General features: G+C 70.5%; 21 protein-coding genes. 14 read left to right on the top strand and 7 right to left on the bottom strand.

The genetic code is table 11. The annotated features are described in order from the left end of the window. The 5 genes from CC117_RS17110 to CC117_RS34985 form a co-directional block, all read right to left on the bottom strand. Positions 1-1,839, bottom strand: a complete 1,839-nt coding sequence (locus CC117_RS17110) for an SCO2524 family protein (RefSeq protein WP_071085346.1) — start codon at positions 1,837-1,839, stop codon at positions 1-3. Between the two features lie 11 nt (positions 1,840-1,850). Further along, complete coding sequence (locus tag CC117_RS17105; RefSeq protein ID WP_241830188.1) at positions 1,851-2,645, bottom strand: SCO2525 family SAM-dependent methyltransferase; 795 nt, start codon at positions 2,643-2,645, stop codon at positions 1,851-1,853. A 403-nt stretch (positions 2,646-3,048) separates the two neighbouring features. Continuing rightward, positions 3,049-3,510, bottom strand: coding sequence for a GNAT family N-acetyltransferase (locus CC117_RS17100; protein ID WP_018637104.1), 462 nt, complete (start codon positions 3,508-3,510; stop codon positions 3,049-3,051). Positions 3,511-4,236: 726 nt separating this feature from the next. Further along, positions 4,237-4,548, bottom strand: coding sequence for a GlsB/YeaQ/YmgE family stress response membrane protein (locus CC117_RS17095; protein WP_071085343.1), 312 nt, complete (start codon positions 4,546-4,548; stop codon positions 4,237-4,239). Between the two features lie 180 nt (positions 4,549-4,728). Further along, positions 4,729-5,463 (bottom strand): hypothetical protein, encoded by a 735-nt coding sequence (locus CC117_RS34985; RefSeq protein WP_241830187.1) that lies wholly within the window; start codon positions 5,461-5,463, stop codon positions 4,729-4,731. A gap of 300 nt (positions 5,464-5,763) precedes the next feature. Here CC117_RS34985 and CC117_RS17085 point away from each other — a divergent pair, with 300 nt between their 5' ends. The 4 genes from CC117_RS17085 (at position 5,764) to CC117_RS34980 (ending at position 10,934) form a co-directional block, all read left to right on the top strand. Then, the gene (locus tag CC117_RS17085) at positions 5,764-7,224 is read left to right on the top strand and encodes an amidase (RefSeq protein ID WP_071085342.1); all 1,461 of its coding nucleotides are present in this window, start codon (positions 5,764-5,766) and stop codon (positions 7,222-7,224) included. Positions 7,225-7,267: 43 nt separating this feature from the next. Beyond that, on the top strand, positions 7,268-8,392 hold the full coding sequence (locus tag CC117_RS17080) for a PP2C family protein-serine/threonine phosphatase (RefSeq protein WP_071085339.1): 1,125 nt from the start codon (positions 7,268-7,270) through the stop codon (positions 8,390-8,392). A 229-nt stretch (positions 8,393-8,621) separates the two neighbouring features. Then, positions 8,622-10,019: a glutamate decarboxylase gene (locus CC117_RS17075; protein ID WP_071085337.1), complete on the top strand. Its 1,398-nt coding sequence runs from the start codon at positions 8,622-8,624 to the stop codon at positions 10,017-10,019. Positions 10,020-10,628: 609 nt separating this feature from the next. Beyond that, a complete protein-coding gene (locus CC117_RS34980; protein ID WP_116287822.1) occupies positions 10,629-10,934 on the top strand; it encodes a hypothetical protein in 306 nt (101 codons plus the stop codon). Between the two features lie 279 nt (positions 10,935-11,213). Here the strand turns inward: CC117_RS34980 and CC117_RS17065 are convergent, their stop codons facing one another. After that, positions 11,214-12,665 carry an aldehyde dehydrogenase gene (locus tag CC117_RS17065; protein WP_071085333.1) on the bottom strand — a complete coding sequence of 484 codons (1,452 nt, stop codon included), beginning with the start codon at positions 12,663-12,665 and terminating at the stop codon, positions 11,214-11,216. Between the two features lie 963 nt (positions 12,666-13,628). Between CC117_RS17065 and CC117_RS17060 the strand changes: the two genes are divergently transcribed. Both CC117_RS17060 and CC117_RS17055 read left to right on the top strand, forming a co-directional pair. Then, on the top strand, positions 13,629-14,507 hold the full coding sequence (locus CC117_RS17060) for an HpcH/HpaI aldolase/citrate lyase family protein (RefSeq protein WP_084132289.1): 879 nt from the start codon (positions 13,629-13,631) through the stop codon (positions 14,505-14,507). A gap of 226 nt (positions 14,508-14,733) precedes the next feature. After that, entirely contained in the window at positions 14,734-15,504 is a 771-nt protein-coding gene (locus CC117_RS17055; protein ID WP_071085474.1) for an SDR family NAD(P)-dependent oxidoreductase, read from the top strand. Positions 15,505-15,561: 57 nt separating this feature from the next. Here the strand turns inward: CC117_RS17055 and CC117_RS17050 are convergent, their stop codons facing one another. Continuing rightward, the gene (locus CC117_RS17050) at positions 15,562-16,539 is read right to left on the bottom strand and encodes a TIGR03621 family F420-dependent LLM class oxidoreductase (protein ID WP_071085329.1); all 978 of its coding nucleotides are present in this window, start codon (positions 16,537-16,539) and stop codon (positions 15,562-15,564) included. A 298-nt stretch (positions 16,540-16,837) separates the two neighbouring features. Here CC117_RS17050 and CC117_RS17045 point away from each other — a divergent pair, with 298 nt between their 5' ends. From CC117_RS17045 to CC117_RS17010, 8 genes are all read left to right on the top strand, one after another. Continuing rightward, positions 16,838-18,028, top strand: a complete 1,191-nt coding sequence (locus tag CC117_RS17045; RefSeq protein ID WP_071085327.1) for a CaiB/BaiF CoA transferase family protein — start codon at positions 16,838-16,840, stop codon at positions 18,026-18,028. A gap of 80 nt (positions 18,029-18,108) precedes the next feature. After that, positions 18,109-19,404 (top strand): aromatic ring-hydroxylating oxygenase subunit alpha, encoded by a 1,296-nt coding sequence (locus tag CC117_RS17040; RefSeq protein ID WP_071085325.1) that lies wholly within the window; start codon positions 18,109-18,111, stop codon positions 19,402-19,404. Positions 19,405-19,418: 14 nt separating this feature from the next. Continuing rightward, on the top strand, positions 19,419-19,763 hold the full coding sequence (locus CC117_RS17035) for a hypothetical protein (protein ID WP_071085323.1): 345 nt from the start codon (positions 19,419-19,421) through the stop codon (positions 19,761-19,763). A 14-nt stretch (positions 19,764-19,777) separates the two neighbouring features. Beyond that, the gene (locus tag CC117_RS17030) at positions 19,778-20,611 is read left to right on the top strand and encodes a TauD/TfdA dioxygenase family protein (protein ID WP_071085322.1); all 834 of its coding nucleotides are present in this window, start codon (positions 19,778-19,780) and stop codon (positions 20,609-20,611) included. A 106-nt stretch (positions 20,612-20,717) separates the two neighbouring features. After that, positions 20,718-21,470 (top strand): SDR family NAD(P)-dependent oxidoreductase, encoded by a 753-nt coding sequence (locus CC117_RS17025; RefSeq protein ID WP_071085319.1) that lies wholly within the window; start codon positions 20,718-20,720, stop codon positions 21,468-21,470. 124 nt (positions 21,471-21,594) lie between these two features. Further along, on the top strand, positions 21,595-22,641 hold the full coding sequence (locus CC117_RS17020) for a phosphotransferase family protein (RefSeq protein ID WP_071085317.1): 1,047 nt from the start codon (positions 21,595-21,597) through the stop codon (positions 22,639-22,641). Between the two features lie 577 nt (positions 22,642-23,218). Then, on the top strand, positions 23,219-23,764 hold the full coding sequence (locus CC117_RS17015) for a hypothetical protein (RefSeq protein ID WP_131803085.1): 546 nt from the start codon (positions 23,219-23,221) through the stop codon (positions 23,762-23,764). A gap of 376 nt (positions 23,765-24,140) precedes the next feature. Then, entirely contained in the window at positions 24,141-24,914 is a 774-nt protein-coding gene (locus CC117_RS17010) for an enoyl-CoA hydratase/isomerase family protein (RefSeq protein ID WP_018637126.1), read from the top strand. The last annotated feature ends 300 nt before the right edge of the window (positions 24,915-25,214 follow it).

Genomic DNA, 25,214 nt, shown 5'->3' with positions numbered 1-25,214 from the left:
TCATCCGCGCCGGGCGAGGGCGAGCTTGTCGAGATCGCGCAGCGCCTCCTGCACGATGGCGACCGCCGTTGCCGGCTGCCGTTCCCGCAGCTCCCGGGCCCGTCTCAGGCTCGCTCCGATTCCGTGCAGCTGGGTGCGGGCGGGCAGCGCAGCGGTCGGCGACTGGCGCAGGAGCTCACCGGCGTGCAGATGGTCGGCCTCGGCGATCATGTCCAGGGCCAGTTCGGCGAGCCGGCTGCTGTACGGGCGGGTGTTGGCGATGGTCGCGACGGAGACCAGGGCCTCCATGATTCGCTCGGTGAAGTACCACGACGGCTCCTTGTCCGGCATCTCCACCTTGAACATGTCGGCGATGTCGTCCCACAGCCCCGCCCCCGAGCCGGCCGTGATCTGTCGGCGCTGGAGGTGCCTGAGCCAGATCTGGTCGGCCAGGGTGAGCAGCCTGTCCCGCAGCGCGCTGTCGCGGGTGACCGAGGCCGTGCGGGCGACCCGCTTGAGCAGCGCCGTCGAGAAGTCGGCCACCGGCCAGACCACGGGCGGGCCCAGGTCCTCCGCGCCGGACAGCTCCATGCGGACGCCGGGCACGTGCAGCTGGGTGGCCTGCTCACGCAGACGGGCGCGCCGGGTCACCCGGCCCCGGATCGCCAGTTCCTCGAGAACGGAGGCGATGCGCGCGACGTCGACGTCCCTCGCCCGCTCGGTGGCCAGTGCCTCGATGGTGATGGAGGCGGCGAGGAGGGTGTCGTAGTCCGTTTCGGGCCCCTCGTCGGCGACGAGCCGGCCCCGCCACGGAATCTCCTCGACCGCCCAGCGGGCCCGGCCGAAACGGGCGATGGTCGCCCAGTACAGCTGAGCCAGGTTCTGCCGCAGCGCCAGCGCGCCGACCAGGCCCTCCTGCTCCGGACTGATGAGGCCGAGCCGGCGAGTGCGCTCCGAGAAGAGGTCGGCAATGCCGTCGAGCGCGGAGAGGGTGAAGTAGAGCGACGGGCGGGCCTCGGCAAGGCCTTTCGCCTGGGCCACCTCGTAGTTCCCGCCCGGCTCGACGGGCGGGGCATCCCGGATGACACCCCAGGACCAGCCGCACTCGAACAGCAGGGAGTCGTCCTCCACCACGTCGCTACTGGAGAGGTCGACGCCCAGTTTCAGTTCGCGCAGTGCGGTACGTGCCGGGACCAGAGCCTCCCGGAAGGAGTCGAGCACTCTCTCACGCGGCGAGTCGTCCGTGTTGACCAGATCACGCAGTGCCTGCCCGTCCGGCGAGTCGGGGGTGAACGACCGCACGGTGAAGCACCGCAGAATTCCCACCATCGATGCCGTAAGCCGGTGCGACGCARCCGCCTCCAGCGCCCGCATCTCGTCGAGCAGCGCGCTGCGGCGCACCGTCGGCCGGAACTCCTTGACGAAGCCGAGAATCGCGAGCGAGAGCGTGATGGACATCGAGAAGGAGTCGACGACCTCCAGCGCCTCCTGGTCGGGGGTGATTGTGTCGCCCTCGTGCAGTGTCTGGAAATAGGAGCCGCCGGCGAAGACAGGGGCCCCGTTGCTGTCGGTGTACCGCTGCAGGTACTGCACGAGTGCCCGGCTCAGCACCTGCGGGATCTGCCGGGCGTCACCGAGGCCCTCCAGCGCCGCGCACACGTCCCTGGCCGTCTCGTCCGGCCTGACGAAACCCATCCCGGTCATCTGGTAGGCGGGGTACATCAGGCAGAGCATCTGCTCCGCGTCGCTGGTCGAGTTCGGTGCGGCGCGGCCGGCGAAACGCCACGTGCCGTCGCCGTAGGAGTAATCTGCGGCGGCTTTCCACATCTCCAGCAGGAGCTGCCGCGGTCGGATGTCCATGGCGGGGCCCCTCAGTCCGGTATCCGTGCGCCCGGCACCGGCTCACGCCGGGTGCGGCCGCAGACGAGAACCATGGCCTCGTATCCCTCGCGCAGCAGCTCCGCCACGACGATGCGGTTGACCTTCAGGTCCGTGGCCAGCCCGTCCAGGCTGTCCTGGATCTGCGTCATGTCCAGCGACACGGCCGGGAAGGCAACGTCACGGACGCGGTAGCCCTCCGACTTCTCCATGTACGCCATGGCGAACGGCGCGCCCGGCACGAGCGCGTTCAGGAAGCACTCCGACGCCCTACGGAACTCGTCCTCCTTCTCCGAGATGGAGCAGGCGACGAAGAACATGGTCCCGATGTCCCAGCGGGCCCGGTCCAGCTCGAAGACACTGCCCTGGCTGACGGTCGCCCGCTCCGCCAGCAGGCGCCGCGGGTCCTCGACCGCCCCGTAGACGGGCTCCTGGCACAGGACGTCCCAGAACTCGTCCCAGGTCGCGCCATAGGCCTTGATCTCCTTCTCCAGCCAGACCACGTTGCTCGCACCGAACTCGACCAGCGTTATCTGCTCACACCACGGCAGCATGGACAGGGTCGGGTAGAGGTTGCTGCCGCTCCCCACATCCAGCCCGCTCAGCGGACGCTCCGCCGCCGCCGCGGCGGCGAAGGTGGCGAAGTAGGCCCGGACGCCCTCGAGAATCTGCCGGTCATCCGCACGCAGCGCGGAATAGTTGAGCTCGTAATAGGCGTCGGGGTCGAATCTGTCCCATTCACCCGCGGAGTTCGCCATCCGCGGCTCGCCGGGTCCCACGGGTTCCATCGGTTTTACGTGCACATCTGCTCCCACTGAATGCGCGCGTCACTGTCTCGGGCCGGGCCGCGGTCGGGCCGGGCGGCTGGGGGCGACGGATCGCGGGGCCGGCCACGCGCGGAGAATCCCTGCGTGCGCGCGGCCACCGGGCCCGGGCGCACGGAGGCGGCCGGGCGTGGGCGCGCTGTCAGGGCACGACGCGGGCGCGCGAGGCCGCAGGCCGGATACGCGGCCGTCACCGCCGCGAGGGGGCGCGTCCTACGGCGGCGGCCGAGGCAGGAAGCGCCTGGAAGGGCTGGCAAGGCTGGAAGGGCTGGCAAGGCTGGAAGCGCCAGCGAGGCTGGAAGGACCGGAAGAGCGGGCGTCTGAAGAGCGGGCGTGCGGCTTGGCGGCCGCACTGCCCGAGTTCCGCTCAGTAGGCGGCGGCTCCCGACGAGCGCGGGCCGGCGGGTTCGGTGTGGGGCCAGGCCAGGTCGAACAGCAGCCGCGGTTCGCCGGGGCCGTAGTAGTCGTCCTCGGCACCGATCCGGGTAAAGCCCAACGACTCGTAAAGAGCAATCGCGACCGTGTTGCGCGGCGCGACCGCCAGGCGCACCCGGCGCACCCCTCGGAGGCGCAGGCTGTCGAGGGTCTCCTCTGCCAGCAGGCGCCCCACCCCCTGGCGCCGGTGCGACGTGTCCACCCCGAGCGCCAGGAAGTGGGCGAGTTCGCGCTCGTCGTCCGAGCCACAACGAACCGCAATCGAATAACCGACGAGCTCGCCGGACTCCTCCGCGACCAGGATCTCCCGCTGATGGACATCGAAGTACTGGCGAAGGACGAACCTGGGGTAGGCCAGCGGACCGAAGATCCTCTTGTCGATGTCGCTGAGCACAGGGAGGTCCTCCGCGCCTACCGACCTCACCTTGACCGCGTTCACGGCTCGCCCCTCCCGGCCTTTCCTGCTGGCATGTCGACATACCGGTCCGCAGGAGACAGACATGCGATCCCGCCATCCCGGAGCGACCTGCACGCTGCCGGGGACACCCGGCGCTCCCGCGACTTTCCGGCATTCGGTACGCCACACCGCGGGGCCGGGCCGCGCCTCGAAGAGTACCGCGCGGACCAGGGCACGACTCGGCCGGCACGTGGATGCCTGGCAAGGGGGCAACCGGGTACAGCGRCATGCCTCCAGGATGCCTCAGCAGAAACTCATAATCCGTAAAACGGATGACTCGTGGACGACACATTTTGACCCAAGACCTGGATGGAACATCTGCTGACAAGCAACAAATCGCACATCCAGACAAATGTCGGCGCGCCTTCGCGACGACGCACCGACCCGACAGTCCACACACAAGGTAGTAATCCGGCTTTGCCGCCGCAAGGCGCGAGCCACGAGCCCCTGCGCCTGGCGTCGAGCTCCGCGTCGGGTCCCGACACGGAGCTGGTGCTGCACCCTGCCCGCCACGGGCAGCAGGAGCTCCGCCGCGCGGAACACGGGCCCCCGGCACAGCAGAAGGCCGCCGCCCCGGAGAAACCTGGGGCGGCGGCCTGCGTCCTGTTCCGGCCCTGCTGGGCCCGTCAGCCGCGGGTCCCGGACATCGGGACCGCCGGCCGCTTACCGGCGGGCGTACCGGTGGCTGCGGTGGTGGTGGTTCCGGGAGACGCCACGGCCGCTGATCGCGCGCCACACGGCGAGCACGATGATCGCGCCGATGATCGAGCCGATGACCCCGGACGGCTGCAGAGCGCCCTCACCCAGATCCTTGCCGAAGAGAACATAGCCGAGGAAACCACCGACGAAGGAGCCGACGATTCCAACACCGATCGTGCCGAGAATGCCGATCGGGTCCGGGCCCGGGAGAACCAGCCGTGCGACGGCGCCGGCAATCAGACCGAGCAGGACCATGACGACGATGAATGTGAGCATCTGTGGCTCTCCCTTACCGAGATGTTCGCTCACTTCGAGCGACTGGTTGCTTTGTCCCCGGGTCGTCCACCTATAAACACTTCATCCTGCAAGGTGCCTGTTGGCCCTTTTGTGACGACGCGTGGCGTGCTGCTCCGCGTTACTGCGCGCTACGCGCGTTACTACGCGTTGCGCGCGTTACTACGCGTTGCGCGCGGCCTTCCGCCGCCGGGTGAACCGCCGGAGGAAGAGGAGTGCCGCGGCACCGAACACGGCGCCACCGGTCGCACCCGGATGYCGCCGGGCCTGCTGGCCCGCCGACCGGGCAGCCTTGCCACCGGTGGCCGCTGTCCGCTCGGCGGCGGCCGCCACCTGTGGGTGCTGGTCGAGCTGCTCGCGGACGGTGCCGACCGCACGGTCCTTGGCCTCGACGGTGCGCCCGGCCGCGGACGCGAGGGCCGGGGTCTGGATCACCTTGTCCCGGACCACCTCGGCGGCCTTCCCGGCGGCGTCGCGTGTCTTCTCCGTGGCGGCCGCCACGTGCGGGGCGAGCCCGGAGGTCACCTCGTTGAAACGGGCGCGAAGATCGGCGTTGGCGGCGCCGTCGCCGGAGGCGTTGTCGTCGCCGGAGGCGTTGTCGTCCGAGCCAGCGGTGCCGCCGGAAGCCGCGCCGGCGACCGGGGCGACCCGGTCCGCCGCCCCGGCTGCCCCGGCTGCCCCGGCTGCCCCGGCTGCCCCGGCGGAGCCGCCGGATGCGGCGTCCGCCGCGGCCGCGGTGGGAACGGAGCGGGCGGCGGGGTCCACCACCGGCGGGACGTGGCGCGCGGGGCCCGAGGCTGCTCCGGCAGCGGCCGGGCCCCCGAGATCGGGCGCTGGGGCGGAGGCGGGGGGCGATGCGGTCGGCTCGGTGTGGCGGGTGCTCATGCCCTCGGTCATCTCGTTGTCCTCCTCGGCGGGTCTGCGAGTCTCGCGTGCGGTGAACCGATGACGAATCCGGGGTTGCTCACACGCGTCCGTTGGCCGAATACCCGCCCATGCCATGGATAACCGACCTGTCCACGTATCAGGGCGTGGTCTGGCACATAGGCCACCGGGTGCACGGATGTGCGCATCGGCTCGACGGCCGACATCTGCCGCGTACGTCTCATGTCCCGCCGGGCCGGCGAGCGGGCTGGCCGGGTCGGCTAGCGTGCTGTCCACGGCTCCGCCGCGCGTGTCGCGTCCAGGAGGTGGCTGATGTCGGGTACCGCGGATGTGTGGACGGACGGCTACCAGCTCGACGGCCTGCCCGGCCTGCGGGAACTCGCCGGCAGGCTGGCCTCGGGGGAGGTCGGGTCACGCGAGCTCGTCGCGGCCAGCCTCGACCGCGCGCAGGCGACCGCCACGACGCTCAACGCCTTCCGGGTCCTGCGTACCGATCAGGCGCTCGCCGAAGCCGACGAGGCCGACCGCCGGCTGGCCGCCGGGGAGCGGCTGCCGCTGCTGGGAGTCCCGGTGGCGATCAAGGATGACACGGACATCGCCGGCCTGCCGACCGCGTTCGGTGCCGCCGGCGACTTTCCGCCCGCCACCGAGGACTGTGAGATGGTCCGCCGGCTGCGGGCCGCGGGCGCCGTCATCGTGGGGAAGACGAACACTCCCGAGTTCGGGCAGTGGCCGTTCACCGAGGGTCCGGCGTTCGGCGCCACCCGCAATCCGTGGAACCTCGACTACTCTCCGGGCGGCTCGTCCGGCGGCGCGGCGGCGGCGGTCGCCGCCGGGCTGGTGCCCGCCGCGATCGGCTCGGACGGTGCCGGATCGGTCCGCATTCCCGCCGCCTGGACCCATCTTGTCGGCATCAAGCCCCAGCGCGGGCGGATCTCGAGCGCGCCGGTTCCCGAGCAGTTCAACGGGCTCACGACGTTCGGGCCGCTCACCCGCACCGTCGCGGACGGCGCGCTGCTGCTGGATCTGCTGAGCGGCAGCCTCCCGGTGGACCGGGACCGCCCGTCGCCGCCGGTGGAGCCGTTCGCCCGGGCGGCGGAACGGCCGCCGCCACGGCTTCGGATCGGCCTGTCGCTGCGGATCCCCTACAGCGGGATGCCTGCAGCCCTCGATCCCGCCGTCCGCGCCGCGGTGGAGCGCCTCGCCGAGGTACTGGCGCGGCTGGGCCATGAGGTGGTGCCCGCCGACCCGTCCTACGGCCTGCTCGGGCTGCTGTTCCTCCCCCGGTCGATGGACGGCATCCGGGACTGGTCCCGCCGCGTGCCCGATCCCGGCCTGCTCGACCCGCGGACGCTGGCGAACGCCCGTACCGGCCGGGCGCTGCGGCCGCTGCTCCGCCCGAGCCGGGCGGTGGAGGCGGTGGCGCGGGCCGGCATCGGACGCCTGTTCCGGAAGGTGGACATCCTGCTCGCGCCGTCGACGGCCGTGCCGCCGCCGCGGGTCGGGGAGCTGAACCGGCCGACGAACTGGGAGACCGACCAGGCGATCGTCGCCGCCTGCCCGTACACCTGGCCGTGGAACGTGCTCGGCTGGCCGTCGGTGAACGTCCCCGCGGGGCTCACGCCGGCGGGACTGCCGGTGGGTGCACAGCTGATGGGCCCGGCCGGCTACGAAGGGACACTGATCTCTCTCGCCGCCGAGCTGGAGGACGTCGAAAAGTGGTACACCCGTTACCCAGGACGTCTCGAGGCGTCCGCCGCGCGGCCGATGTGACGGTCCCCCGCTGACAAAAGCGTTTCTCTCGGGACAATGGCACATGCTCACCACCGTGGTTGACCGGGTTCGAGGCTTCTGGGAGCCGCTGGCCGCCGGCCTGCTGGTCCTCGCCGCCGCGATCGTGGTGGGTGTGTCCACCACGCTGTCCACGGCCGGCTACTTCGGCCTCGGGGCACTGGTGGCGGCAGTCGCCTGCCCGGTGGGGGTGACCCTGGGCGTGGGGCTGTTCGGCGAGGTCGTGGCGGTCACCTCGGGCCTGTGGGACCACCGGTTCGGCAACGGCCAGCACATCGCCGCGTGCGTGCTTGTCGCGGCGCAGGCGACGGTGGCGGTGTACATCGCGGTCCACCGGACGAGGCGGACCTCGGAGCTGCGGCAGGTCCGCGCCGTGGCCGAGGTCGCCCAGCGGGCCCTGCTCCCGGAGATCCCCGGCCGGCTGCACGGCGCCGGGTTCGCCGCGCGCTACCTCTCCGCCGCCCGGGAGGCCTCGGTCGGCGGCGACCTCTACGAGGTCGTCGCGACCCAGCACACGATCCGCGTCATCATCGGTGACGTCCGCGGCAAGGGGCTGCCCGCCGTGCGTCTGGCGACCGTGGTGCTCGGCGCCTTCCGCGAGGCCGCGTCCACCTGGCTCGATCAGGAGCAGGTCGCGGCGGCGTGCGCGCGTTCGGTCAGCCGCGAGGCGGACCCGGAGGACTTCGTGACCGCCCTTCTGGTCGACATCCACCCAGACGGCCGGCTCAGCCTGTGCTCCGCCGGCCACCACCCTCCGCTGCTCGTCGGGGCCACGAGCACAGCCGCGCTGACCTGCCCGTTCTCCCCACCGCTGGGCCTCGGTGACCGCTTCGCCACGACCACCGCGGGCTGGGACGTCGGTGACCGCCTGCTGCTGTTCACCGACGGGCTGATCGAGGCCCGTGACGGTGACCGGGCCTTCTTCCAGCTCGAGCGGCACGTGGACCTGCTGCGGGGGGTGTCCCCGGACGTCGCGCTCGACCAGCTGACCAGCGCGCTTACCGGGCACGTCGGCGGCAACCTGCACGACGATCTCGCGCTGCTCCTCGTCGAGCGCCTGGCAACGGGCTCGTCCACCGAGGCGTCGCCCGCCGGCGCCTCAGGACTGGCGTCTGGGCAGCCGGGACGGCCGCTGACCGACGCTCTCTGACCGACGCACTCTGACCGGCGCCCGACCGACGGCACCGGCCCGACCGGCACCCGCCGACCGCCCCTGACGGTCGTTGACCGGGGGCCGCTGACGGGCCTCGCCGACCTGACACGGGCGACAGAGTGCCACCCGGCGACACCCTCCACACCCGGTACGTCACCTGGCGTGATCGCTTGCCAAGTCGCAGACTCAGAGCGACACCGGAGCCAGCCGGGAGGAGGAACCACCCATGGCCCTGCATGGCCGGGTTCGCGGCGAGCGTGGCGACCAGAACGTCGCGGTGCGCCCACACCTGTCGGCCCTGGACGAGGACACCTCGGTGCCCCGGTACCGGATACCGCGTTCGTCGATTTCGTCGGAGGCCGCCTACCAGATCGTGCACGACGAGCTGATGCTGGACGGGAACGCCCGGCTGAACCTGGCGACGTTCGTGACCACCTGGATGGACGAGCACGCGGACAGGCTGATGGCCGAGTGCGCCGCGAAGAACATGATCGACAAGGACGAGTACCCGCAGACCGCCGAGCTGGAGTCCCGGTGCGTGAACATGCTCGCGGACCTGTGGAACGCCCCGGACGCCGCGAACACGATCGGGTGCTCGACGACCGGCTCGTCCGAGGCCTGCATGCTGGCCGGTCTCGCCCTCCTGCGCCGGTGGCGGGACCGTGCCGCCCGGTCACCGCACACCGAGCAGCAGCCGAACATCGTCATGGGGGCGAACGTCCAGGTCTGCTGGGAGAAGTTCGCCCGCTACTGGGACGTCGAGCCGCGCCTGGTCCCGCTCGCCCCCGGGCGGACCCACCTGAMCCCGGGGGAGGCGGTCGCTCACTGCGACGAGAACACGATCGGCGTCGTCGCCGTCCTGGGGTCGACCTTCGACGGGACCTACGAACCGGTCGAGCAGATCGCCTCCGCGCTCGACCAGCTGGCCGCGACGGGCGGGCCCGACGTCCCCGTGCACGTCGACGCCGCTTCCGGAGGCTTCATCGCCCCGTTCTGCGACCCGGCCCTGCGTTGGGACTTCCGACTCGACCGCGTGGTCTCCATCAACGCCTCCGGGCACAAGTACGGGCTGGTGTACCCGAGCGTCGGCTGGGTGGTGTGGCGGGACACCGGGCACCTCCCGGCCGATCTGGTGTTCGACGTCGACTATCTCGGCGGCACGATGCCGACCTTCGCCCTCAACTTCTCCCGGCCCGGAGCACAGGTCGTCGCCCAGTACTACTCGCTGCTGCGGCTCGGTCGCGCGGGCTACCAGCTCGCCGCCCGCACGTGCCGTGACAATGCGCGATGGCTGGCCGACGAGATCTCGAAACTCGGGCCCTTCGAGCTGATCTCGGACGGCTCCGGGATCCCGGCGTTCGCGTTCACGATGAGGGACGGGACGGACTTCAGCGTCTTCGACGTCTCGGAGGCGCTGCGCACCCGCGGCTGGCTGGTTCCGGCCTATCACTTCCCACCCGCCCTGACGGATCTCGCCGTGCTGCGGATCGTTGTCCGGGCGGAATTCAGCCGCGATCTCGCGCATCTGCTCCTGGACGATCTGCGGCGGGTCGTCTGCCGACTGACCGACCGGCAGGCCGGGAGGTGRCCGGGCGACGGGAGCCGCGCGTCGTTCCACCACTGAGCAACTCCGGTAGGACGACCGTCGACCATCACCGACCGAGAGGAGGCACCATGCCCAGCCGTCCACACCGGCAGCCACCGGCCCATCGGCGTCCCGCGCCGCGGCCGGTGGGGGTGGCGGGGAACGCGGCACCGGCGCGGCCACCGGGCCGGCCGGGCCCATGCCGACGGGGGCCGCGACCGGGTCCGCACCGGGCGCCTCTTACCGACGTCGCTGTCGCTATCAGGACGCCCGCGACATGTTCCGGCCTTCAGGAAATTCTTCGTAGAATGAGAGCCAATAGACAAGGAAAACCCGGGCCGTTCGACGGGCGCCGGCAGTGGCATGCGGCCTGTCCGGGGCATTCCGCCGATCACGGCGGCTTGCCGGCGCCGGCCGGGGCGAAGGCCCCGCGGCGCCCGGGCCACCCAGCACCTACGGGTGGGCCAGCCGGCGTTGCCCCGGTCACACAGGCGCTGCGGCAGCGAAGAGATCGTGGCGTTACCCGAACACACCAATGGGCAAGCTGTATTGTCGCAAACACTTAGCGTGACGCGGCGAACCTCACCATGACGACCGCCGCGAAACTAGGCATTGTTGGAGTTAAGCGAAATCGAGAAAGGTGATGCAATGCATTCTGTGACCTCTCCCACGGGCTCCCTCCAGGCGAAGAGCAGGTTAACCGGGGACGTCCCGCGCCAGCCTCAACGCAGGTACCGGGACAAGCTGACCCGCGCCGACCGCACCGTCCTCGCCGTCCGCGACGCCCTCGCCCGGGCCGACCAGCCGGTGCGCGCACGAGTCCTCGCGCTGGACCTGGGTCTGCCCCCCGCCGAAGTCACCGCCGGTCTGCGCCGGCTCCAGGACCTCGGCGCCGCCTCCTCGCACGCCCGCCGTTGGGTTGCCGTCGACACCTCGTCCGCACCCGCCTCCTGACTGCGGCAGGCCCGCGGCCAGTGGGCCGTGGCACTCCGCAGTAGCCGCAGTCGCAGTACCCCGCAGTACGCAGTCCGCAGTGCGGCAGCGCCGCCCACCCGGGCTGGCGCGGCAACCGCGCTGTGAAACCGTGCTGTGACGTCGCCGCGACCGGTCACGCGGCACGTCTGCACCCCGCGCCTCGACATGCGGCGCGTCACCACCCTGGGACCAGCGCCTGCCCGGGGGCCCTACAGCGGCCCCGAGGCAGGCGGGTCCCAGCCGTGCGCCGGCCGCCGGTCAGGACGCCGGCGCCACCGAGATCGACTTCACGTCAAGGTAGCTCTCGATGCCCTCGCGGCCCAGCTCACGCCCGATGCCACTGGCCTTCACCCCACCGAACGGCGCGTTCGGATCCATGCTGTACGCCTGGTTGACGCCGAAGGTCCCGCTGCGGACCCGGCGGGCGATGGCGAGGCCCCGCTCGACGTCCGACGTCCACACCGATCCGGACAGGCCGTACTCGGTGTCATCGGCGACCCGGACGGCCTCGGCGTCGTCGCTGTACGGCAGTACCGTCAGCACCGGCCCGAAGATCTCCTCCTGGGCGATGCGCATGCTGCTGTCGACGTCCGCGAAGACCGTCGGGCGCACGTACCAGCCGCTCTCCACTCCGGCCGGCAGGTCGCTACCGCCGGTGACCAGCCGCGCGCCCTCCTTCTGGCCCACCTCGATGTAGCTCCGCACCCGCTCCTGCTGCCGGCGGGCGACCAGCGGGCCGACCTTCGTCGCCGGGTCGGTCGGGTCGCCGACCGGAAGCGACTCGACCATCGCCACCAGCGCGTCCAGGTACTCGTCGTAGCGCGAGCGGGGAACGAGGATCCGGGTCTGGGCCACACAGGCCTGCCCGCTGTTCATCAGGCCGGCGATCTCCACACCGGCGGCGACCGCGGCCGGGTCTGCGTCGTCGAGCACCACGGCGGCGGACTTGCCGCCGAGCTCCAGGCTGACCCGCTTGAGGTTCGATCCGCAGGAGGCCGCCACCAGCCGCCCGGCCGCGGTGGACCCGGTGAACGAGACCTTGTCGACGCCCGGGTGCGCGACGAGGTACTCCCCGAGGTCCCGGTCGCCGGGCAGCACGCTGACGACACCCGGCGGCAGCCCGGCCTCACCGAGGAGATCCGCCAGCGCGTAGGCGTCGAGCGGCGTCTCCGGCGACGGCTTGAGGATCACCGAGCAGCCGGCGAGCAGCGCCGGTACCAGCTTCCCGACGGTCAGGAACAGCGGCATGTTCCACGGGACGATGGCGGCGACGACCCCGATGGGCTCCTTGCGCAGGAGGATGTCCTGGCCGTAGAAGCCCTTCCGCGGCTCCTCCCAGGGGAGGTTGACGGCGATGTCCGCGAAGGCGCCCATCATCAACATCGGCAGCGTGACGTGTGACAGCTTCGCGAACGAGATCGGCGCGCCCATCTCGGCGGTGATCAGTTCGGCGAGCTCCTTGCGGCGCGGCTTGATCAGCGCGGCCAGGCGACGGATGACCTCGGCGCGCTCGGCCGGGTCGAGGCGCGGCCAGGGGCCTTCGTCGAAGGCCTGCCGCGCCGCCGCCACAGCCCGGTCGACGTCCTCCCTGCCGGCCGCGGCGATGCGGGCGATGACCTGTTCGCTGTGCGGCGAGACGACCTCGATCGTGGCCGTGCCGCTCGGCGCGACCCATTCGCCCCCGATGAACAGATGTTCTTGCTGCTGCATGAGTCCCTCCGGACACGGCCCGCGGTAGTGATCAGTCAAATATGTGCAACACGCTCAGACAGGGAGACGATCCCGCGCGCGGCTGCCGCTCGCCACCGACCCGCGACGACCACCACCAGCCGGCCAGCCAGCCGGCAAGCCGGCAAGCCGCGATCAGGCCGACGCTCCGCCGCCGGCAGGCAGGCTCACAAGCCGGAGCCGCCGCAGACCACCGCCGGCGCGGCGGCAGCGGACCGTGCCCCGGGGCCGCCGACAGTTGCGGTTGTCATGCGACAACACTAACGTTGGCATCTAAATCGAACAACCGAATCCACAGCCCGCTACCGCGCCGAGGGAAAGTGATCCACTGGGAGCATATTCGGCCGTGCGCCCGTGGGCGGGCGTCACCCTGACCTCCGCCGGCCGCCCGGTCCGGCACCGGGCCCAAGATCGCACGGAGAAATCACCCCCAGGGCTGGCCGCCCCGGCGAAATCCCGTCGCGGCCGGCGCGCGCCCGCCGCGGATTCCCCGCCGGGGGTCCACCGTTCAGCCATCTCCCGGCGAGAGGTCCCGCGCCCGATACAACCAGGGTGGGGTGGTATTCCTCGGCCCGCCGGGCCGGCATCGGCGGCCGTCCTCGGGAACCCCCGTCGAAATTCGGAGCGCGGCGCGGTGCCGCACGGCTGAGCACGCCCCGGGGAACCGTTCTCGCCGGATCAGACGGCCTGGTTCCGGCGAGATCAAGCAGGCAACGGGAAGAAATTCACGCGGCTTCATGGCGCGTTCTCGGAAGACTCGGCCCCACGCCGAAGAAGTATCGGRCTCCGGCCATTTGCCCGGCCGGCGCAGGACTCAGGGAGGCAGTTGTGTCAGCACAGAGTGTGGACGTTCCCGGCCTGGCAGCGGCCGCGCCCGATAATTCCCCGCCCACCCGTCCCGCGGCTGGAGCGAATTCCTCCGGCCCGCGCGCGCGCCGGTCCGAACTGGCAACCCCGGCCAGCAGCGAGCGCATGTGCGAGAAAGCCGCCTCGTCGGGCGCCGACCTGGTTTTCCTCGACCTGGAGGACGCCTGCGCGCCCGCCGCCAAGGAGGCCGCGCGCGGCATCGCCGTCCGCGCTCTGACCGGTCACGACTGGGGGCGGACGGTCCGCGCCGTCCGCGTCAACGGGCTGGACACGCCCTGGTGCCACGACGACATCATCGAGATCGTGACGGGCGCCCGCGAGGCCGTCGATGTGCTGATCGTGCCCAAGGCGCGGTCTGCCCGTGACGTCTGGTGGGTGGACGTGCTGCTCACGCAGCTGGAGCACAAGCTCGGGCTGACCCGGCGGATCGCGCTGGAGGTCCTCATCGAGGAGGCGGAGGGGCTGTCCAACGCCGCCGAGATCGCCCGGGCGAGCAACCGCCTCGAGGCGATCATCTTCGGCGCCGGCGACCTCTCCGCATCGCTGAAGGCCCGGGTGGACGGCAACTTCGATCCGGTCGGCGAGTACCCCGGCGACTTCTGGCACTTCGCACGCGTGCAGGTGCTGGCCGCGGCACGCGGCGCGGGCATCGACGCGATCGACGCGCCGTACCCGGCCTACCAGGACGTCGACGGCTACCGCCGCTCGGCCACCCACGCGAGCCTGCTCGGATTCGACGGCAAGTGGGCGATCCATCCGGGCCAGGTGCCGATCGCCAACGAGGTGTTCGCGCCGACGGAGCAGGAGGTCGCCGAGGCCCACGAGGCGGTGGCGATCTACCGGGCGTCCGAGGCCGCGGGCGTGGGGGCGATCGGGCGGGACGGCCGCCTGGTCGACGCGGYGCACATGCGGCTGGCCGCGAACGTCCTGTACAAGGCGTCGCTGGCCGGCGCCTGAGCCTGCGGCAGACGTCCGCGAGGCGGGTCCGGCCGGTCGGTTGACCGACCGGACCCGCACTGACTTGCCGCGGCACCGCCGGAAAAGCGCAGGAGAATATCCGCGCGCGGCCCCAGCGGCCTTTTTCGCACGGTTCTCGTTCTTCGTCATCCGGGCTACGCTGGCCGCGATCCTGGCCGCCGCCGGACGCTTTTACCCCGGACGACCGATGTGTAGTATGACCTGCATGGTCGAGCAGATTCCGGATTCTTTTCCCGCGCGACGCCTGGATGGGAAGGTCGCGGTGGTCACCGGCGCCGGCTCCGGCATAGGCCGAGCCACCGCCCTTTTGTTCGGTCGGGAGGGCGCCCAGGTCGTGTGCGCCGACATCAGCGGCCGCGAGAAGGAGACCGCGGCCGCGATTGGTGACGGCGCGGTCGCGGTGCATGCCGACGTGTCGCTCTCCGCAGACGCGAAGAATATGATCGAAACCGCCGAGCGCGAGTTCGGGCGGCTCGACGTGCTCTTCAACAACGCCGGCTTCGGCGGGCCGCCCAACCCCCTGGCAGACATCGAGGAAGAGACCTTCGACCTGGTGGTCGCCGTCAACCTCAAGGGTGTCTTCCTTGGGATGAAGTACGGGATAGCGGCGATGCTGCGGCACGGCGGCGGTTCGGTCATCAACACCGCGTCGGCCGCGGGGCTGGTCGGCTGGAAGGGTAAGGCCGGGTATTCTGCCGCGAAGGGCGGAGTCATTCAGCTCACCAAGTCGGCCGCTCTGGACTATGCCGAGAGCGGTATACGGATCAATGCGATCTGCCCGGGCATGACCTGGACGGGCCTGGCGAACGCGGACGATGACTCCGAGCCGCCGTCCGGCAAGAACCTGCCCCAGCCGATGCGCCGCTGGGGCCGGCCGCAGGAGCTGGCGGCGGCGGCGCTGTTCCTCGCCAGCGACGAGGCCTCGTTCATCACGGGGACGGCCATCCCGGTCGACGGCGGATACGTCGCCCGCTGAGCTCCGGCCGGCCGGGTTGCCGGCAGGCGGCCCGGGGGCCGGGTCGCCTGCCGGTACTCACTGCCCCGCCAGGCGTTCGACGACGGGGGCGAAGCTGTCGATCTCCGACTGCTGGAGGCTGATGTARTTCACCCCGAACTGCGCGCGCCGTTCCTGGAGCCGCTCGACGATCTCCTCCACGGACCCGACCAGCACGTTCGGATGACGCATCAGGCCTGCGGCCTCGACCTGCATGGTGGCCGCGACGCCGCCGACCGCCGCCTCGATCTCCTCGGCGTCCTTGGTGACCTTGGTGAAGAACGGCGAGCTCTCGATGTCGAGGTGGGCGAAGCGGTCACCCGCGGCCTCCCGGACGTACCCGGTCCGGCGCTCCGCCTCCTCGACGGGAGTGAGGCCGTCCTCGTTCACGGGGGCGAAGTGGAGAGTCGAGATGCTCGCGATGTCGGCCTCGCGCCCGGCGAGGGACAGCACCCGCCGCTTGCCCCCGCCGATCATGATCGGCGGATGCGGCTTCTGCACCGGCAGCGGCAGCCCCGAATAGCCGGTGACGTTGATGAACTCGCCCTTCTGGTCGATGGGCTCCCCCGACCAGTGGGCCTTGAACAGCGCGATCGCCTCGGTGAGMTTGCGGATCCRCGGCCCGGCCGGCTCGAAGGACACCCCCATCGCCCGGTACTCGGCCTGGCTCCAGCCGGCGCCGATGCCGAACTCCAGCCGCCCGTCGGAGAGCAGGTCGATCGTCGCCGCCTCCTTCGCCAGGACGGCGGGCTCGTGGTAGTCGATGCAGAAGACGCGGCAGCCGACGCGCAGCGTCGTGGTGAAGGCGGCCGCGGCGGTCATGGCCGCGATCGGCGCGAGGTGCTGCGAGGGCCATCGGGCCTCCCGCTGCGCGGGGCCACGCCCCAGGTAGTGGTCGGCGAGGAAGAGGGTGGAGAACCCCAGGCCCTCAACGCGGCGGGCAAGGTCGCGCCACTCGGCCGCCGACCTCGCCTTCGTCGCCTGGACAGCGAAGCGGAAGGGTCGCTCGATCGTCACCGGCGGAGAATAACATGCGCGTCCGACTATAGGACGACCTGCTATATGTGGTAGCGTCGTTTCCGGTGAGGAAGATCGTGGTTCTCATCCGCCCCGCCGAAGGGACAGGCTCATGATCGAGCAGACACGGTTCAGCGTGCCCCAAGACCAGCACGCCGACCACCGGTTCGAGTTAGATGCCGGCGGCACCCCGCCGGCGCCGTGCCCCAGYGGCGGCGCCAGGGGCCCGGTGTCGGCACCCTGGTCGGCCTGAGAATCGGCTCACTGTCGAACCACGGACCAACCGGGAGCTGACAGCATGCACGCACTYCAGGGCGTCAGAGTTCTTGACCTGGGCACCTACCTGGCCGGGCCGTTCTGCGCCACGGTCCTGGGCGAGTTCGGGGCCGACATCATCAAGGTCGAGCGCCCCGACACCGGCGACAACCTGCGCCGCTTCGGCACCGAGACGGACTGTGGGGACACCCTGGTCTGGCTCAGCGAGAGCCGTAACAAGCGGTCGGTGACGCTGAACCTCGCCGACCCGCGCGGCCTGGAGCTCCTGCGGGAGCTCATCACGACGGCCGACGTCGTCATCGAGAACTTCCGCCCGGGTGTCCTGGAGCGCTGGGGGCTGGGCCCCGAGGCGATCCAGGAGCTGAACCCGCGCGCGATCCTGCTGCGGGTCTCGGCGTACGGGCAGTCGGGCCCGAACCGCGACCTCCCCGGCTTCGCGCGGATCGCGCACGCCTTCTCCGGCCTGGCCTACCTGGCCGGCGAGCCCGGCGGTACCCCGGTCACCCCCGGCTCCACCTCGCTGGCGGACTACATGACCGGCCTCTACGGGGTCATCGGTGTGCTGATGGCGCTGCGGGCCAGAGAGAGCACCGGCCGCGGCCAGGTGGTCGACCTCGCGCTGTACGAGACGATCTTCCGTGCACTGGACGAGATCGCGCCCGCCTACCAGCAGTTCGGCTTCGTCCGGGAGCGGATGGGCGCCGACACCGTCAACGTGCTCCCGCACAGTCATTACCGGGCCAAGGACGACCGGTGGGTCGCGATCGCCTGCTCCAACGACGACATGTTCGCCCGGCTGACCCGCGCCATGGAGCGCCCGGAGCTGGCGGACGCCGACCAGCTCGGCCCGAAGGCGAACCGGCTCGCGGCCCGCGACCTCGTCAACGCGCTGGTCGGCGAATGGGTCGGCTCGCTGCCCTGTGAGGAGGTGCTCGCCCGATGCCGGGCGGCCCAGGTTCCGGCGGGGCAGCTGTACTCCATCGCCGACATCTTCGACGATCCGCAGTACCGGCACCGGGAGACGATCACCGTCGAGGACTCCCGGATCGGCCCGCTGGCCGTCCCCAACGTGATCCCCGCGCTCTCCGACACCCCGGGGGAGATCCGCTGGCTCGGGCCCGAGCTCGGCGCGCACACCGACGACGTGCTTGGCGACCTGCTCAAGCGGGCACCGGAGGAGATCGCGCGGCTGCGTGCCGACGGGGTGATCTGACAGGCGTCCGGACCGTCCGGGCCGGGTAGATCCCGCCGGCGGTGTGAACGAATCACATTCTGCGAAAGGGGTTGGGGCCGATGGCCATCCAGGAACGACTTGCGACCGGCAGAGGCAAGTACACGCCGGACTATCCGAACCTCGGTACCGGTCCGGTCAGCTACGAGGACTCGATCTCCGAGGAGTTCTTCCAGGCCGAACGCGAGGCGATCTTCAAGCGGACCTGGCTGAAGGTCGGCCGCGTGGAGCAGCTGCCCCGCAACGGCACCTTCTTCACCCGCGAGTTCGTGGGCCTCGGATCCATCGTGATCAGCCGGCACACCGACGGCGAGGTGTACGCGCTGCACAACATCTGCGCGCACCGCGGCAACAAGGTCGTCTGGCAGGAGCACCCGACCCAGGAGACCCAGGGCACGGCCCGGCAGTTCGCCTGCAAGTACCACGGCTGGCGTTACGGCCTCGACGGCAAGTGCACCTACGTGACCAAGCGCGACGAGTTCTTCGAGTCGCTCCCCGACGACGAGCTCGCCATGCCGCAGCTGCGCTGCGAGGTCTTCGCCGGCTTCATCTTCGTGAACTTCTCCCAGGACGCCCCGCCGCTGCGCCAGTTCCTCGGCGAGAAGCTGGCCACCGAGCTGGAGAGCTGGCCGTTCGAGAAGTTCACCAACCACTGGTCCTTCCGGACGAAGGTCAAGGGCAACTGGAAGATCGGTATCGACGCGCTGCTGGAGTGGTACCACCCGGCCTACGTCCACGGCCGGTTCCTCAACACCAACGTCGCCGAGGCGGAGAAGCTCGTCCCGCCGATGGACTCGTACCACTACGACCTGTTCACCCCGCACATGCTCACCTCGGTGCCCGGCCCGCCTCTGCTGAAGAAGAAGACGCGCTCGGTCGGCCCCGCGAAGCGGGACATGAACTGGGTCTACCGGCTGTTCCGCGCCGGACTGTTCGGCCCGGACGACATCCGTGAGGACGTCGGCCACCTGACGCCGGACCGCAACCCGGGCCAGGTCCAGTCCTGGAGCAACGACCAGTACTGGCTGTTCCCGAACCTGTCGATCCAGCTGTGGGGCCGCGGGTACTACATCACGTACCAGTACATCCCGGAGACGGTGGGCACCCACGCCTACGAGGTCGACATCTACTTCCCCGAGCCGAAGACCGTCTCCGAGCGGCTGGCCCAGGAACTCGTCGTCGACAGCACCATCGAGTTCGCGATGCAGGACACRAACACGGTGGAAGCCACCTGGTCGCAGCTCAACAACCGCGCGCTGCAGACCTTCCACCTGTCCGACATGGAACTGATGATCCGCCAGTTCYACAAGGTCGTTCAGGACGCCGTCGCGGCGCACCAGGCCGGCAGCGAGAAGTAGAGGAAACCGAACTCATGACCACCACCGTGGAAACCTCCCTGCCGGAGCCRTTCAGCGCCCTCGAGCCGTGGGTCGCGGACTGGGCGCTGGCAACCCGGGTCGAGCGCTACGAGAAGCGGCTGTCGAAGACCATCGACGAGCTGCAGGAGTTCTACGACGCGATCGCCCCGCTCGCCGAGGAGGCGATCGCCTACCTCGACACGCGCGACGTGAACGACCTGTCCGACGAGGACACCCGGCTGTACCACCTGCTGACCTCCATGATCATGGTGGCGTACCCGGTGAACATCTTCAAGCAGCCCCGGATCCCCGACTCGGGCGCGGCTTTCTTCGACACCGCCGTCGAACCGGCTCTCTGAGAAGGCGAAGTGCCATGGGTACCACCACCAGGAAGATCACTCCGAACACCGGTACGGAGTTCACGGGGCTGAAGGGCACCCAGCTCRTCGACAAGGGCGTCGCCGAGGACGCCCTGGCGRCGCTGGAGGAGAGCGGCGTCGTCGTCTTCCGGGAGGCCGACATCGACGACGAGAGCCTCGTCGCCTTCGGCCGGCTGCTGGGCAACGTCCTGCCGCTTCCCATGGGCGGCCACAAGATCAAGGAAATCCAGCGGATCACCCGCGACGCGTCGCAGAGCAAGCTGGCCGCGTACCGCGAGGCCACGTTCTACTGGCACATCGACGGGACCACCGGCGAGGTGCCGGACAAGGCCACGCTGCTCACGGCCAGGAAGATCTCGGGCGATCCGGAGGGTGACACCGAGTTCGCCAACACCTACGCCGCATACGAAGCGCTGTCCGACGAGGAGAAGACGCAGCTGGAGGGCGTGCGGGCCCTGCACAGCTTCGCCGCCTCCCAGCTCGTGGCCAACCCCGACCCCTCACCCGAGGAGCGGGCGGYCTGGGACCGCAACCCGACCCGGGAGCAGCCGGTGGTGTGGACCCGCCGCAACGGCCGGCGGTCGCTGCTCGTCGGATCGACGGCGGGCGGGGTCGTCGGCCTGCCCGCGGACGAGGGGCGGGCGCTGCTCGACCGTCTGCTGGACTGGGCGACCCAGCCGCAGTTCGTCCTCCGGCACCGGTGGACCCAGGGCGATCTCGTGATCTGGGACAACACCGGGATGCTGCACCGGGCCCTGCCCTACGGACCGTCGTCGTCCCGGCTGATGCACCGCGCATCGCTGGCCGGTGAAGAGGCGGTCGCGTAACTCTGTTCGCGAGATGTGAGAGCGTGGGAACCACCTGGTGGTTCGTGCGCTCTCACATCGCCGACCGATCACCAGCGACGCAGCTACCACAGGGAGGTTCGGGACAGTGACCGAACGGCGCACGGCAGTCGTCACCGGAGGTGGATCGGGCATCGGGCGCGCGATCAGCCTGCGGCTCGCCGAGGACGGGTTCGCCACCGCCGTCCTCGACCTCAACGAGGAGGCGGCGAAGAACGTCGCCGAGGAGGCCCGGCAGAAGGGGCACGAGGCCACCGCCTTCAAGGTCGACGTCTCCGACCGCGCCTCGGTGAACGCCACGCTCGACCAGGTGCGCAGCACCTACGGCCCCATCCTCGTGCTCGTCAACAACGCGGGGATCACCGGCTTCAAGGAGTTCCTGAAGATCACCGACCCGGTCTGGGACCGGATCGTCGCGGTGAACCTCAGTGGGCCGTTCTACTGCAGCCAGGCCGCCGTGCCGGACATGATCGAGGCGGGCTGGGGGCGCATCGTCAACATCTCGTCGTCCAGCGCCCAGTCCGGGCAGCAGTACATGACGCACTACGTGTCGACCAAGGCAGGTCTGGTCGGCTTCACCAAGTCGCTCGCACTGGAGCTCGGGCCCAAGGGGATCACGGTCAACACGATCCCGCCGGGCTTCGTCGACACCCCGATGCTGCGGGCGTCCGAGGAGCGTGGCCTGCTCGGCGGCACCGTCGACCACCACGCCGACCTCACCCCCGTGCGGCGCCCCGGCCGGCCCGAGGACATCGCCAACGCCGCGTCGTTCCTCATCTCCGAGGAGGCCGGGTACATCACCGGCCAGGTGATCGGCGTCAACGGCGGCCGCAACACCTGAGTCACCGACGCGCCACCGGCGGGGCGGCTCCGGGATTCCCGGGGCCGCCCCGTCGGAGCGGCAGGCACCACATCGGTCCAGTGTCGTGACCGGCACATGGTGGCTCGCGGGAGGCAGGTCGCAGATGGACGTCCACGAAACGGCGCCGGCTCCGCTCGGCATCGCGGTTCAGGAGGTGGACCGCTGGTTCGGCGAGCACGTCACGGACGCCGTCCCACCACTGAGTTACGACCGTGTCACCGGTGGCCACTCCTGCCTGACGTACATCGCGACCGACGCCGACGGCACCCGGTTCGTGCTGCGCCGGCCGCCGGTCGGCGCGCTGCTGGCCACCGCCCATGACGTCACCCGCGAAGCCCGGATCATGGCCGCGCTCGCGGACACGGACGTCCCCCTTCCCCGCGTGCTCGGAGTGTGCGACGACCCCGAGGTCACCGGCGCCCACTTCTACGTGATGAGCCACGTCGACGGCCTCGTGGTGCGCGACGCGGCCGACGCCGACCAGCTCCTCCCGTCACCGGCGGCCCGCCGCCGGGCGGGGTACGCCCTGGTCGACGCGCTCGCCGCCCTGCACGCAATCGACATCGACACGGTCGGCCTGGGCACCCTGGCCCGCCGCGAGGGCTACCTCGACCGCCAGCTCCGCCGCTGGTCGGCGCAGTGGGACGCCTGCGGGCTGGGTGACCTCGGCGGCATCACAAAGCTGCACGACTGGCTGGTCGCGAACCGCCCCGCCGACTCCGCGCCCCGCATCGTGCACGGCGACTACCGGCTCGGCAACGCGCTGCTCGGCCCGGATGGGGAGCTGCACGCGATCCTGGACTGGGAGCTGTGCACGCTCGGTGACCCGCTCGCGGACGTCGCCTACCTGCTGCGTACCTGGTCGGCGACGGATGCCCGGACCGGCGGGGAGCAGCTGCCCTCCGCGCTCGACGGGTTCGCCTCCGCCGACGAGCTGGCCGCCCGCTACGCCGAACGCTCCGGCCAGCCGGTCGGGCAGCTCGACTACTGGCTGGCGTTCACCGCCTGGCGGGCCGCCGGGATCCTCGCCGGCGTCTACCGGCGCTACGCCGACGGCAAGATGGGCGACCCGCCCGACGACCTGCCGTCGTTCCTGGTGGAGGTCGAGGCCCGCGTCCAGCAGGGCCGCGAATTCGCCCACCTGGGCTGACTCGCCGCCTCGCGGGATCCTTTCGCGCCACGCCGCGCGGGGTAGCGCGCCGGTCGTCGAGGCGCCCGGCTACGACCACACAATGCGTTCGACCTCGCTGCTCGTAGTTAACGGGCGATCGATAACCTGTGCTCCTCGTACTGGTCGGAGACGTTCTCCGCTGTGGGATGCGCCCGGCCTGCGGGCCGCATACTGATCGCTCGCCGCGCATATCCCACTGACCCTGGAGGTATGCATGGGCTTTCGGCGACTTATCCGTGGGAATCGCGGCGGACCCGCTTCACTCGCCCTCGCCACGGCAGTGACCTGCGGCTTTCTCGTGTCAGGGTGTGAACCGATAGCCTCCGGCCCGGGTGGCGGTGGGTCGACGGTAACCACCGCGCCCTCGCCCACCCCGACGACCCCCTTCACACCCCACCCGACTGGCAGTGCCACGCCGACCGCTACCGGCCCCGCACCCACGACGACGACGACGACGCCGACGCCGAGCCAGTCGCCATCCACGGCGGATGAGCGGAAGGCCGTGCAGGCCTCGGGCCACGTGCGCGCAGGCGGGATCGATGTCGGCGTAGTCGTTGTGGGTGGCTTTTCCACTCCCTGGCCCACCGGCATCATCAACGTGTACGAGGGGAACGCCCTCCTCGGGAAGGTGGCCATCAGTCACAGCGACATGGAGCCGTATTCGATGGGGCACCTCGACATCGCTTTCGCCCCCGGCTACCACACCCTGACGCTTGACTACAGTGGCGACGAGAACTACCGGCCGGACCGGCGCACGATGGCGGCAGACATCCCGAATGCGYAGATCATCGCGTCGGTCCCCGGTTCGACTGTCGTTTTCGCCGAGTCGTACACCGTCGATGTTCAGGTGAAGGCTGTTCCCGGCGTCTCCGGAACTCCGACCGGCAAGATACGCAACCGGGAGAACTTCGGTCTTCCCTCGTTCGAGGCGACCCTCGACGCGAACGGGCGGGCGACACTCACCATCGACCCGTCGTGGTCGGGCACCGCTCCGTTCACCTCACCCCGCCCGGCCGCCATCCTCCTTGAGTACCTGGGTGACGCTGGCTTCGTACCCACGAGTGTGATGGTCGAGTTCACCGAGATACCCAACGGGGAGTAACCCACCGCACATATGACCCCACTTTCTGTGCATGCCGGGCGTCCGGGTCCGCCCGCGCCCGTGCGGCGCGGCGCGGGTCGCCCCCGACACAGTGCGACACGAATGCGCATTGCGTGGTGTATCCGCATTCATCGGGCCGTTCACATCCGAAATCACCTGGGACACGGTGTAGGTGTACACATCCAAGCCCCCGAGTCAAGCCCTGAGCAGTTCCGCCGACGACATTCTCGACGACAGAAGTTGATTCACCTTCAGCGAGAATGTAGTTTGCAGAGGTTGAGGACGAGAAGATGCGGTCCCGGATCGCCGGGGGCCATGCACCGGGGCCGGCCCTCCGACGACATCGCTACCCGGATCATCGGATTGGACGTATGACGTGTACGACATGCCGGAGGAGATCGAGGTCCGCGCCGAAGGTCCGCTGCGGATCATCGCGCTGAACCGACCCGACGACCTGAACGCCGTCAACCATGATCTGCACAACGGGCTGGCGAAGCTCTGGCCGCGGCTCAACGACGACCGCGAGGTGCGCGCCGTGGTGCTGACCGGCAACGGCAGGGCGTTCTCCGCGGGCGGCGACTTCGAGTACCTGAACGTGCTGCTCAACGACCCGGAGCTGCGGGCGCAGTCGATCGCGCACGGCCGGGAGATCGTCCTCAACATGGTGCGTTGCCGGGTGCCGGTGGTCGCGGCGGTGAACGGCCCCGCTGTCGGGCTCGGGTGCAGCCTGGTCGCCCTCAGCGACATCGTGTACATCGGCGAGAAGGCGTTCCTCTCCGACCCGCACATCCAGGTCGGTCTGGTGGCGGCTGACGGCGGCCCGCTCACCTGGCCGCTGCACACCAGCCTGCACTGGGCCAAGGAGTACGCGCTCACCAGTGCGCGGATCTCCGCGGAGCGCGCCGTGGAGATGGGCCTGGCCAACCATGTCGCCGCCGACCCGCTTTCCGAGGCGATAGCCTGCGCCAAGCGCATCGCCGAACTTCCGCGGCAGGCCGTGGAAAGCACCAAGCGGCTGCTCAACATTCATCTGGAACGTGCCGTGCTCGCCACCCTCGACTACGCCACGAACGCCGAGGAGCAGTCGTTCCAGACCGACGACTTCGCGTCCATTGTCGCGCGGCTCACCGCCAAGGCGCAGAAGAGCTGATCTGACGGCTCGCCGGCGCTCCGGCCCGGTCCCTGCCCCGGGACCGGGCCGGTTCCGCTACCGGACCCGGCGGGCCGAGGCCACCGGCCGCTCCCCCGGTCACCGATGCACCGGCGGTGCCGCGGCACCGGCACCGCGGCACCGCGAGCAGCCCCGCGGGAGGCAGGCCGCCTGGCGCCGGGGCCGAGGCGGGCTCTGCGTCGAAACCTCAGAGGTTGATGAGGCGGGGGGCGTGGTGGTGCTGGCGGATGTGGGTGCCGGCCTGGCGGGTGAGGTCGCGGGTGCTGCCGAGGAGTCCGT

Source organism: Parafrankia colletiae (assembly GCF_001854655.1).
GTDB lineage: Bacteria > Actinomycetota > Actinomycetes > Frankiales > Frankiaceae > Parafrankia > Parafrankia colletiae.
Note: the sequence above shows the minus strand (reverse complement) of the source record. Positions and strands in the feature narration are given on the sequence as shown.

Coding starts and splice junctions, on each gene's coding strand:
- CC117_RS17105 (WP_241830188.1), bottom strand. CDS start 2,645: ATGGAACCCGTGGGACCCGGCGAGCCGCGGATGGCGAACTCCGCGGGT.
- CC117_RS17095 (WP_071085343.1), bottom strand. CDS start 4,548: ATGCTCACATTCATCGTCGTCATGGTCCTGCTCGGTCTGATTGCCGGC.
- CC117_RS17085 (WP_071085342.1), top strand. CDS start 5,764: ATGTCGGGTACCGCGGATGTGTGGACGGACGGCTACCAGCTCGACGGC.
- CC117_RS17080 (WP_071085339.1), top strand. CDS start 7,268: ATGCTCACCACCGTGGTTGACCGGGTTCGAGGCTTCTGGGAGCCGCTG.
- CC117_RS34980 (WP_116287822.1), top strand. CDS start 10,629: ATGCATTCTGTGACCTCTCCCACGGGCTCCCTCCAGGCGAAGAGCAGG.
- CC117_RS17065 (WP_071085333.1), bottom strand. CDS start 12,665: ATGCAGCAGCAAGAACATCTGTTCATCGGGGGCGAATGGGTCGCGCCG.
- CC117_RS17055 (WP_071085474.1), top strand. CDS start 14,734: ATGGTCGAGCAGATTCCGGATTCTTTTCCCGCGCGACGCCTGGATGGG.
- CC117_RS17020 (WP_071085317.1), top strand. CDS start 21,595: ATGGACGTCCACGAAACGGCGCCGGCTCCGCTCGGCATCGCGGTTCAG.